General features: G+C 32.3%; 10 protein-coding genes. 9 read left to right on the forward strand and 1 reads right to left on the reverse strand.

Annotated elements, in window-relative coordinates:
* Positions 1 to 44: 44 nt before the first annotated feature.
* From BUF11_RS21125 to BUF11_RS21145, 5 genes are all read left to right on the forward strand, one after another.
* Positions 45 to 842: a hypothetical protein gene (locus BUF11_RS21125; RefSeq protein ID WP_073590866.1), complete on the forward strand. Its 798-nt coding sequence runs from the start codon at positions 45 to 47 to the stop codon at positions 840 to 842.
* An 18-nt stretch (positions 843 to 860) separates the two neighbouring features.
* Entirely contained in the window at positions 861 to 1,136 is a 276-nt protein-coding gene (locus BUF11_RS21130; RefSeq protein ID WP_073590867.1) for a hypothetical protein, read from the forward strand.
* Between the two features lie 148 nt (positions 1,137 to 1,284).
* The gene (locus tag BUF11_RS21135) at positions 1,285 to 1,491 is read left to right on the forward strand and encodes a hypothetical protein (protein ID WP_073590868.1); all 207 of its coding nucleotides are present in this window, start codon (positions 1,285 to 1,287) and stop codon (positions 1,489 to 1,491) included.
* 12 nt (positions 1,492 to 1,503) lie between these two features.
* Positions 1,504 to 1,974, forward strand: coding sequence for a crossover junction endodeoxyribonuclease RuvC (locus BUF11_RS21140; RefSeq protein WP_278277170.1), 471 nt, complete (start codon positions 1,504 to 1,506; stop codon positions 1,972 to 1,974).
* A gap of 32 nt (positions 1,975 to 2,006) precedes the next feature.
* On the forward strand, positions 2,007 to 2,588 hold the full coding sequence (locus BUF11_RS21145; protein WP_073590870.1) for a hypothetical protein: 582 nt from the start codon (positions 2,007 to 2,009) through the stop codon (positions 2,586 to 2,588).
* Positions 2,589 to 2,750: 162 nt separating this feature from the next.
* On the opposite strand, the gene BUF11_RS21150 is transcribed toward BUF11_RS21145, so the two are convergent.
* Positions 2,751 to 2,957 carry a helix-turn-helix domain-containing protein gene (locus BUF11_RS21150; RefSeq protein WP_073590871.1) on the reverse strand — a complete coding sequence of 69 codons (207 nt, stop codon included), beginning with the start codon at positions 2,955 to 2,957 and terminating at the stop codon, positions 2,751 to 2,753.
* A gap of 666 nt (positions 2,958 to 3,623) precedes the next feature.
* On the opposite strand from BUF11_RS21150, the gene BUF11_RS21160 reads away from it, so the two are divergent.
* From BUF11_RS21160 to BUF11_RS21175, 4 genes are read left to right on the forward strand one after another with little or no spacing between them, the layout of a single operon-like run.
* Entirely contained in the window at positions 3,624 to 9,848 is a 6,225-nt protein-coding gene (locus tag BUF11_RS21160) for a phage tail tape measure protein (protein WP_073590873.1), read from the forward strand.
* A gap of 55 nt (positions 9,849 to 9,903) precedes the next feature.
* Positions 9,904 to 10,158: a hypothetical protein gene (locus BUF11_RS21165; RefSeq protein ID WP_073590874.1), complete on the forward strand. Its 255-nt coding sequence runs from the start codon at positions 9,904 to 9,906 to the stop codon at positions 10,156 to 10,158.
* A 13-nt stretch (positions 10,159 to 10,171) separates the two neighbouring features.
* The gene (locus BUF11_RS21170) at positions 10,172 to 11,344 is read left to right on the forward strand and encodes a hypothetical protein (protein ID WP_073590875.1); all 1,173 of its coding nucleotides are present in this window, start codon (positions 10,172 to 10,174) and stop codon (positions 11,342 to 11,344) included.
* 14 nt (positions 11,345 to 11,358) lie between these two features.
* Entirely contained in the window at positions 11,359 to 12,249 is an 891-nt protein-coding gene (locus BUF11_RS21175) for a hypothetical protein (RefSeq protein ID WP_084558804.1), read from the forward strand.
* Positions 12,250 to 12,260 lie beyond the last annotated feature (11 nt).

The raw sequence follows: 12,260 nt of genomic DNA on the forward strand, positions 1-12,260 counted from the left end.
TTTTTTATATATAATAAAAATCAAAATCTTAAGGAGGAATAACAATGTCTTTTAATCCTAATGAATTAGTATTAGAAAAAATCCGCGCCGTAGAAGAATATGACGTCGCAACCAACGAATTACTGGGTAGATATACTCAGATAGAATCTCCCACTCTTGCTACTACCGCAACTGGTACAAACGTTGTTGATAGTATGGGCAGTTCCATTATGACATTCTATAATGCTCAGTCTGGAACATTCGGATTCACAAATTCATTATTCAGCTTAGATTTGGCTGCAAGTCAGCTTGCATCTGAAAAAGCTGTTGCTTCCGCATCCAAAAAACTCACTATGCCTGTATCTGAAATTGTAGATATCAGTGCAGATAATAAGGTAGTTCTAAAGTACGCTCCGGTTGGTACTCCTGGTGCAGAGGTGAAATATGTTAAAGTAATTAATTCAGATAATACTTTTGGGGAAACCTATGAAATTTCCGCTACTGCCGGTGAAGGGAAGTTTACATTAGATGTTGCTACTAAAACGCTTACTCTTCCTTCCGGAGTAACTGGCCGAGTTTTCGTAAATTACACCAAGGAAACTACAACCGCTGTAAAGATTACGAAAACAACAGATGGTGTACCGGAGGTTAGATCACTTCTTATTCATGCCATTTTCCATGATCCTTGCAATAAGAATATTGTTTATTCCGGAGCTATTTGGTGTCCCAGAGCACAGATCGATCCTACAAACATAAGCATTAATTTAACATCTGAAGGAAAGCATGCAGCTTCTTATGTTTTACAGAAAGAATATTGCGCTAAGGAAAGTAAATTGTTTGAAATTATGGTTTCTGAAGATTAATACATAAGAGGTGATTTGGTGCCAAAAAATCAATATCATAATTGTGCCATATGCGGTGCTAAGTATCATTTTTGTTCAGGGTGCATGAATGTTAAAACTTATACCCCCTGGAGGACTATTGTAGATAATGTTGAGCATTATAAGATTTTTATTATTTTAAGAGATTACAATAATAAAAACATAGATAAAAGTACCGCAAAAAAACAATTGCAAAAATGTGATTTGAACGGATTGGAAAATTTTGTTGCAGAAGTAAAAGTTCTTATTGAAGACATTCTTTCTTATGAAGAATAAATGAAATAACCAAAGCAGCAAATCAAGAAAGTAATCCGCATTCTAACAGTGTGAATAGTATTTTATACGATAGGTATGTAAAATTCGCACATTACGAATTTTACATACCTATTTTTTTTACAAAAAAGATTTGAAAGGAGTTATTTTTTTGAAAGCAATAAGTGAATTGACCGGAAAAGAATATGAAACAGATGATTGTCATTTCTTTGGTAACGCAAAACAATCAGCAGCTTATAAATTATGGGGAGCTGCATTGATAGATTTAATTGCGACAGATGAAATGCGTTGGATATTTGTATTTACAAAGGCCGACCATCAAAATTTAAAAGCAAAATGGAATAACAATAAGATGTAGGAGGCAATTAAAATAAAACTATTAGCCTTAGATCAAAGCACGCGATTATCCGGATGGTGTGTTATGGATAACAGAATTTATGATTCAAGCGGCGTACTTTCAGTCGAAGATTTACATGATACATCAGAAAGAATGAAGTTAATGTATAACGAAATCAAGGAATTAATAAATAGAGTGAAGCCGGATATTGTACTTATTGAAGATACTCAATATCACCAAAACCCAGCAGCATTTAGAACATTATCACAGCTGCAGGGTCTCATAATGGCTTATTTGTTTGAATTTTATTTACCTTTTTATATAGTACCTGCTACCGCCTGGAAAAGCTGCTGTGGCATAAAAGGGGCACACAGAACAGAACAAAAAAAGAACACTCAAATTTATGTAAAAAATACATTTGGTATATCAGTATCGGAAGATGAAGCAGACAGTATTGGAATCGCAGTATACGGAAATCAACATATAGAGGCCACAAACAAGTAGGCCTTATTTTTATGAAAAATTGGAGGAAATATATGATTAAAACAAATCCCGGATTAAAAGAAATTACAATAGATATTAGAGGTGCTATAACAAGATTTATTACAGATGGATATTTCACAGAATTCGAAGATGGAAGTATTGAATATACGCCATATTTTAGAGATAGAAATGATGTGCTGGCATTTGCACTATTTGCACTAGACGGAGTTCAGTATGAAGATGGTGATGATATATTTGAATCTATAATAAAAGATGAAGAATTAGCAAATAAATTCAAGCTTTATAAAAACAACGGCAATTACCAATCTATTACTGAAGATATTTCCGATATGGTTGAATTTAAGAAACAGCAATTATTACATAAGTCAAAATTAGATGAAGCATTTGAATCCCTTAATACTCTCCTTGGGACTATGAATGAGAAATTAAGTCAGATCGATGCTAAGAGTATGGAGAAAGTCATCAAGAAATTCAACATTAAGGAAGTAATGAAGGAATATCAAAAATCTGGTGCCGGTGATGCTGTTAGAGACAAAGTAATCCAGGAGCAGGCCCAAAAAATAAAAGAATTAACAAATGAGATTTCAGCTCAAAGTGTATTGACTGATAAATAAACTGATTATAGCTATTATAAAAACATAGCTAATTTAAAAGGCCTCTCTCCTGCTGCCAATATATGGCGGTGAACTGGATGAATATTAGCACCTAACCACTGTTACTTCTAAATTTTATCCTGCATATGATAGCAGAAAAATAAGCAAAAATAAATCCTGCCTTTATTTTTGCTTATTCTCTACTATTAATATATCACCGACTTCACATTCAAGTATTATACACAGTCTTTCTAAAGTTTCAAATTTAATCGACTTCGTTTTACCATTACAAAGATTCCAGAAATTCGCATACGTATATCCCACTTCTTTTGCTACATCGGTGATACTTAATTTTTTCTCATATATTAAATTTATTATGTTTACTACCATATAACAACTCCTCTCGACTATAGTAATAGTCTAACATTATATCCTAAATCTGTCAATTTTATGTGATTTTCATTTTCTATTATAATATATATTATTATCAGTTTTTTATATTGTTTTCAATATAATTATTGACAAATAACTACTATGTTAGTACAATCATAGTATAATATTGGGAAGGAGTGGAAATAAATTTTAGAATTATGTAAATATATAAGAAATAATGCTATAAAAAGGGGGAATTTATACGGATTACGAAGATGTTGATATTTTTGAAATGCTAGAAAAACTAACAATGTTAAAATTTTATCGCGGAGTGCAAAATTTTAAACTAACTATAATCGATGATTATTCTGAATATGTACATAATACATTTGGACTGGAGTTTAGTGTTGATGATGATATTGTAACAATTTTCGATTATGATACGGAAACACTTCAAGAAAATTATATTACAGGGTTCATACTTGATAATATGACGAAAATTGTTTTCACTAAAAATCAATTTGAAATATATTTAAATACAGGCAAAATCATAATTAATATTATATAACTGACTAAGAGCTATTTGTTAAAACAGATGGCTCTTTTTTAATTGAACGCGCCCTCTTTTCTGTGGGCGTTTTTTGTTTACAGAAAATGTCTACCCAGAGAAAGGAGATAACTATAATGGACACAGTACTTTTGCAAGCTACCTTAGACATGCAGAAATCTCAGCAAGAAATTAATAAACAGATCAAAATACTAAAGATAGATCCAGTAAAAATGAACATTGATTTGGATAATAAGAGTGCTAAAAAAGGAATTGCGGAACTATCAAAGGAAAGTAAAGTTTTCCTGGAACAAAATAAATCTATTCTAAAAAATACAATAACCTCTTTTATGAATGACAATCCGGCTTTTAACGGTGAATTGAAAAATAGACTATTAGAAGTTCAAAAACAAATAGCTTCTGCAGATAATATAAAGCTTAGCGGATTGGAGAATGAATTCAAAAGTGTTACGGCTGAAGCCAAAGCTTTTGGCAAAACAGGAGATACATTCTTTTCAAAATTCAAAAAAAACATCCCCCAGATCTTAAGTGACCTTGGCTCAACAATGATTAAACAAATGATTTCCGATGTAGTCAATCTGGATAAATCTTTGGTAAACTTGCAGATAGCTACAGGTTATAACCACTCACAGGCAAAAGAATTACTCGGCACATACATTGATTTAGGTCAGCAGTTAGGCGCTACCGGAACAGAAGTTGCTGACATAGCTTCAGATTACCTTAATCAGGGAAGAACCGTCGCAGAAACAAATAAACTGGTAAAAGACTCGTTTATACTTTCAAAAATAGGAAATATGGAATCTGCTGATGCAACTTCCTACCTTACTACAATTATGAAGGGATATAATGTCGCTGCTTCAGATGTAATTGATATCATAGATAAACTGTCTGCCGTAGACACTGCATCAACTGCTGACCTTAATGGTTTAGCAGAAGGAATGAGCAAAACTGCCGGCAGTGCCAAGAGTGCCGGAGTAGAAATAGATAAGCTTGTCGGCTATCTGGCTGCTATTAGTAAAAACTCCGGTGAATCCATGTCTTCCGTCGGTGATGGATTAGATTCCATTTTCTCTCGTATGGAAAATATAAAATCAGGCAAATTAGCGGGTGCACAAAATAATGGAGAAGACCTTTCCAATGTTGAAACCGTATTAAAAGGTTTAGGCGTTAATTTAAGAGACTCCACTGATGGTTTCAGAGATTTGGATGATGTTTTAGATGAAGTAGCCGGTAAATGGGACACTTATGGGGAAACCAGCAAAAATGCATTGGCAAGTTCCTTTGCAGGCACGAATCATATGGAAGAATTTTTGGTACTAATGTCAAACTATAGAAACTCTGTGGAATATGCAAATACTGCTACGAGTAGTTCTGGAACAGCTATGGAGCAATTCGCTAACTATGAAGAATCCGTAGAGGCCAAAACAAAGCGTTTAACTGCATCATTTCAAGAATTCGCTAATAATACACTTGATAGTGGGGTTGTCAAGGGATTTCTTGATGCAACCAATGGAATAATTCAATTTGCTGATGCCATCGGAGCTTGGAATATTGCTTTACTTGCTGGGTTTATTGCATTAACGGAATTTTCAGACAGTGGACTTTCCAAATTATTTCTATCTCTTTCGGAAGGTATTAAAAATTTCGCTTTATCTGCAATAGGTAAAAGAACTGAAACAGCTGCAACAATAGAAGGAACTAGCGCAACACAAGCAAGTGTATTATCTAAAAACGCAGAAAGCTTATCGATAGATGCTAATACTTTATCTCTCAATGCAAATACAATTGCTACTAACGCTAATGCTGTTGCAAGAGGAGAATCTGCAACTACCAACTCAATATTATCATCTGAAAAGATGACTGAAGCAGCAACTGAAACAATGAATACTGCATCGGTAACAGCTAATACAGCTGCACAACAAGCTAATGCATTGGCTACAGGCACTGCTACGACAGCCACTACGATGCTTGGAACTGCGATGAAACTTGTTCCTTTGCTTGCTGTCGTTGTTGGAATAACAGCAATAGTGTCAGGAATCAAAGCACTTGTAGATTCTATTGAAACTGCTGATGAAAAAATAGACAAAGCAAATAAAATCGTTACAGAATTTACTTCTAACATAAATGATATTACTAGCCATAAAAAAAATTTAGAAGATTTAACAAATAGTTTTAATGAATTATCCAAAGGTGTTGATGAATATGGTAGAAATGTATCTCTAACCGCCAGTGAATATGAAAAGTATCAATCAATCATCAAGACTATAACAGACTTAAATCCTACATTAATTACTGGATATGATGAGGAGGGAAATATTCTTGTAAAGAAAAACGGATTAATTCAGGATTCTATTAATTTATTAAAAGCCGAATATGATCAAAAAATTAAGAATATGGCTAATTTTAGCAATGTTGAAACTGTAATAAATGGTGCAGTTGGTGAACATCAGAAAGCTAAAAAAGCACTTAATGAAATAAATGTTCCTGATGACTTAGCTTATTCTGGAACAAAAATTAATAGTGACGGTAGTACTGATTCCGGTTATATAAATCAGATTGATACTTATATTGCTGACGTTATCGGTAAAAAAAGATCTGATTGGGAAAATTTGTCTGAATACATAGTCAACAATTATGATGAGATATATGCTAATCTTGACAAAATCACTGCACGAGCCGGACAATCATCTAATGGTTGGCAAGGATTAGATAAAAATCAATTAAATTCACTAGTGTCTTACTTTCAAGAGTTAAGAATAGCTATTACTGACATGGATACGGCATCTAAATCCGCTGATTCTACTTTGCAATATGTAGCTATGGCTGAAGAAGCTTATAATAATTTATCGGATGCTCAAAAAAATTTTATTTCAAGCTATATAAATGGAATTTCAATTACAAGTGATACTACAGAACAAGACATAAAAAGTATTAGAAATAATATAATTGGTCTTGTAAGCACCTTGACATCTAGCGATAGTGAAGTAGGAAATTTAGCAGAACAATTATTTTCTCTCGATGAATCTGCTATGTCGCTGCAAGAGTACGAAAATCAAGTAGATTCTTTAATCACGTTAATTGCTAATGAATTAAAGGTCGATCCGGTAGAATTAAAGATTCAACTTGGTATTAATACGGATGAAGATCAACGGTTGCTAGAGAATATTAAATCAAAGGTATTAGAAACTAATGAAGAAGTTCAAGATTATATTACCACATTACCGAAATCAGACTTACTAATATTGTCCAAGTTAGACTTTAATCCGAGTGCTACAAAACAATCTCTCCAAGATGCAATAAATACATCTAAGGAAAGAGCAAGTCAAGAAGATAATAAAATAACTCTCTTTACTGATATCCAATCAACTGCAATAGATGATTTTCAATCTGCCATGTCAAAAATAAAATCTGCTTTATCAGATACATCATCACTATCTACTTCTGATATTCTTGATCTTATGCAACAATTCTCTTCCTTTGATTGGAAAAATTATGGAGTAACTGGCGTTGCTGGTGTTGGTGACATAACAAATGCATTAAGGGATTTAGCTAAACAACAATATGATGCACTCCCATCTGATATTGAAAGTAAAGAAGCACTTACTAAATTATATATTGATACAATTAGTACATCAGTAATTTCTGCTGAAAAACTTGCACAGCAGAAAGAAATACTGGCTGAAGCTGGCATAGATGCAAAAAACATTACTGCAGAAGAAATATTCCAATTATTAAGCGAAAAAACTGCATCTGAAGATACAAGAATTGCTTTAATGAATTTAGCCGCTCAAAAATTGAGTGTAAATAATGTTGCATTGTCCACTTCTGGTGACTTAACCAATTTGATATATCTAATGTCTATGGCAAACGCTACGACTGACGCATTAGTTGCATTACAAGCGGTAAAAGACCATAAAGTAGGAGCCGGTAAACCTGGAGATTTTGACAATTTAGTAAAAAAAGCTCAAGCGGAAGCTGATACTTTTCTAAAGAATTTTAACATTTCTCAAACTAACAAAAAATATTCTGGCAAAGATCAATTTTCAGATAAATTACTCGATGAACCCGAAAATGAGAGTACATTTTCTCAGCAGATAGACTGGATATCAAAATCTATAGATACCGCACAAAAAAAAATATCAGATTTTCAAGCAACTATGTCTGATACCGATTCTTATGAGAAACAAAAAGAGGATATTACTAATTTAATAACTTTGCAAAACGAATTGTCTGATACCTATTCTAAAGCAGCTGGCAAATATAACTCCTATTACACAGACGCTTTGAAAAAAATACCACGTAACTTACGAGCAGAATATAAAAAACGTATTGAAAATGGTGATACATTTGAAATAGAAGACTTTAGTGGTATTTCCGGTGATACCAGAGAACAGATTCTGAATGCAGTTACAGCAGCTCAAGGTTATTGGGAAAGTTATCAAGGTGTTTTGGATAAAATACAAGGTAATCAGAAGAATATTATTGAAAATAATGAAAAACTTAAAGGTATCCATGATTTAGAATATCAACAAAGCCAAAGCACTGTAGATTATAGAATAAGCAATACTGAAAATTCCAAAAAGAATATACTTAATACTATTGATGAAGCTGACGGTAAAGGAACTATAGATCAATATGAAAAACTAAAGAAAATTAATAACGAACTAATTGACTATTATGAAAATAAGAAGGAATTAGCTCAGGCAGAATTACTAAACACAGATAGTGAAGAGGAATATTCCAAAATCAATAAAGAACTTCAAGATGCTAAGGATAACATATCAACGCTAAAAAAGGAACAAAATGATTGGAATAATTCTATTTTACACATACCAATTAGTAACTTAGAGAAAGTAAATGAAGAATTACAAGATACTATTAGTACTTTAAACGATTTAAAGGATGATTATAATTCTGTAATCAGTGCTGTTACAAGTTCTTTAGATGATCAAATCAAATCTTATCAGAATGCTAAAGGTGAAGACGAAAAATATTATAATGGATTGATCAAAAATAAACAAGCTGAATTAGAAGCCTTTCAGGCTACTAATGATGCCAGAGAAAAAGAATTAGAGCTGCAGCAAGCGCAGTATGATTTGCAACGTGCACAAAACCAAAAAGTTAATAGGGTCTATAAAAAAGGCGAGGGATTTACGTATGAAGTAGATACTGATGCTATTAAAGAAGCACAAAGTAAAATAGATAGCCTCACTTATGATGCTATTATTAAAAATAAGCAAGATGAAATCAATGATCTCGAAGATGAAAAAGACAAGGTGCTGTCTTCCTATGATGTTCAAATTGATAAACTTAACGACATCAAAAATTCTTGGGATAATATAGCTGAAAATATTAAAAAAATAAATGATATGAATTTAGCTGATATGTTGCTTGGAAGCGGTTGGGAAAATAGGGTTTCAAATGGTGATACATCTGATTTTAATCTTATGGAAACACTTTATGGTTCAGTTGAAAAACAATTAGGTGATTTAGAAGCTCAAAAGGAATGTAACGAAAAAGCTATCCAGTCGTTAAACGAATATGCAAAAGTGTGGGAAAAAACTGAAAGTACAATTAATGAAGCTTACAATAAAATTCAAGATAAGGTAACCTCCACTTTAGATGAAACGGGTGCAACTGAGGCTCGTACACAAAAAACCAAAGATTATGCTAATGAATGGGAAAACGCAAAAGCGACTGTTTCAACAGCTCTAACATCTATAGAAGACTCAATGCTTGTCACCAAAGATAACGAAGCGATAATATTTGATGAAAGAATAACAACAGCCCAAGCCTTTGCAGAACAGTTTAAAGCTATCGCACAAGAATGTGCCAATGCTCTTGCTTCAATTCAGACTAACCTTGAAAAAGCTAAAACAGCTCAAGCGGAATTGGATAAGATTAATTCAAGTCCCCCTCTCTCTGCACCTTTAAAAGCTTCCATTGCGGCAACAGCTATTGTTTCTGCAAAGAAACGTCATTCAGGATTAGAATTGGGCTATGTAGGAGAAACTCCTTCTAATCATCAAGCTGACACATTCAAAATGCTTGCTCTTGATAAGTTAAAACCAGATGAGTTTATTAATGTCCTGAATACAGGTGAAGGTGTTATAACTCCCGAACAAATAGATAACGTAATGGCTAACTATACAACAGTTTTTAATGCAGGAGTTATTTCTGGAATATCACCGCTGAATAATATGATTCCTGATAATTCCAATTCCGGATTTTCTTATTCTATAGGGGAATTACATTTGCATGAAGTTCAAAACGTTGATAATTTAGCAGATGAAATTATATCTACGTTTGGTTCAAAAATTAATCAAAAGATTCACCGATAAATTTTTGTATTAGGCATCCATTATAAGAGGATGCCTTTTTTGAAAGGAAGGGAAAATGGGTAAAGCAACAAAAGCAATTGAAGAAATGCAAGATGCTATTTTACTTTCAATTAAAAAATTAATAGCCGATTCTGAATCGGTAAAGGTTATTAAATGTCGTGTAACGGAAGTAATAGACAGCAATAAATATAAAGTTTTTAATAATGGGAGTATTTATACAGTTAAAGCCAGATGGACATATAATATAAATGATATTGTTTATGTAATGGTATTGCCAAACAACTATAACGATATGTTTATTATTTATTAAATCATAGAAAGGAGTGATTAAAATAAAACCTATTATTTACAATATATCTGCATTTGATGCATTACTGGAACATACAATCACATTTATATACAATGGAAACCAACCATTTAGTAATACTTGTATTATAAGAAATAATACTACAAATATAGTGGTTTACCAAAATACACAAGAAACATTACAATTAAAGCATATTATACCCTCTAATGCATTAGCCAACGGTGCCCTATATAATATTAGTTTGTATATAACTGACCAGAGTGGAATCGTATCCGAAATGTCAGACGCAGTTCTTTTTTATTGTTATTCTACCCCCTCTTTTACAATTGATAATTTAATTCCAAATCAAGTTGTTAGGAATTCCTCTTATGAGATTACGCTAACATATAATCAGCCAGAGGGAGAAAGCTTACAGTATTTTCAGGTATTATTATATAACACTAATAAAAATCAAATTTGGACGTCTGGTGTCAAATATAATACAAATACTCTTTCGGCTAAGTTGAGTAGTTTGGAAGACAATGCCGTTTACTATGTTAGAGCTACTGGTTTAACAATTAATGGAATGGAGTTAGATACCGGATATATTTATTTTAGTGTTAATTATGTTCAGCCAAATGTTTATGCTCTTATTGCATTGGAAAACTTAAAAAATGAAGGTAGTGTAAAAATACAAAGTAATATTATTGCATTATCTGCGAAATGTAATGGAGGTGCTCCTAAATATATAAGCAATGATTATATAGATTTATCTTCTGGTAGTTACCTATATTTTGATGAAGGATTTTCTTTAAATGATAATTTTACAATTAATATAAAAGGTTATGGATTTAATTTATTTTCTACTATATTAGAAATGACAAATGGAAATGATACAATAAAATTACTCATGGGAAGAGGTGTATATGAAAGTGAAAATAATGGTCAGAGGATTTATTTCGAGTTAAATGTCCCAAGTGCATTTTCATATTATACCATAAGGAGCAATTATATAACCGTTTTTGCTGATGTCGTTTCTATATGGATTCGCAGAAAAAATAATGTGTATGATGTATATGCTGAAGTTTTATCTACAAATAATGTTGTTGATGGCGGCTCACCGACAAGTACTGATTATTATATAATAGATGGCGGCTTTCCAATGAGTAAAGATACTTTAATGGTTGACGGTGGAAATATATCGATTTAGAAAGGGGTGTAATAATGGTTTTATTATCAGGATTTTGTGGGGATAATCATAGTTTTGATTACACTCCAACAAATATAGAAAATTTAAATTATTTAAAAGTAAGAAATGGCGCTTACGATGAAGTGTTTATGTCAAAAACAGCAGATATTGAATACAAGGAAGAATCAAAAAATTGGGATTATGATACTTTATTTTATGCATTATTTCAAAACAATTTATTTGCCGGTAATGTCTCTTTTACAGCAGATATTGTATCAGCAATGCGGATTAAACGACGTAAAAGCAGCGAATACAATTGGGATACATTATTCGAAATACCAATAAGAACCAATAAGGACTTTGCATTTGAAAGATTCGATAAATATGTGCGAGGTAACACAGATTACGAATATTCTTTAGTGCCTATAATTAATTCTATAGAAGGAAACCTAAGTACTTCCTCTATTACTGCGAATTTTGAGGGTTTCTTTTTTATTGAGAAAGATACAATAATTTGTGCCATGTTAAATACAGAATTATCTCATCAAAGAAATAATAATGGAACCACTATTACTACTCTTGGAAGGCAATATCCTTTCAACATAAAAAATGGGAATGCAAATTATACGAGTGGTTCATTGAAAGCAACATTTATAGATATGATTGGATGTGATTTTGATATAAAAAATGGTTGGAACTTTAGAGAAAAAGTCGATAATTTTCTTACCAATGGGAAGCCTAAAATATTTAAAAATGCTGAAGGGAAAATGTGGATGGTATCAATTATTGACTCTATACCACAAGATTTTTCACATCATTGGCAAATGCCTATACATACAATAAATTGGGCAGAAATAGGAAATGCAGAAAATGTAGATGATATGTATGACAATGGATTTATCGATATTGACAGCAGATTAATTTAAGGCGGTGATTA

The organism is Anaerocolumna xylanovorans DSM 12503 (assembly GCF_900143645.1).
Classification (GTDB): Bacteria; Bacillota; Clostridia; order Lachnospirales; family Lachnospiraceae; genus Anaerocolumna; species Anaerocolumna xylanovorans.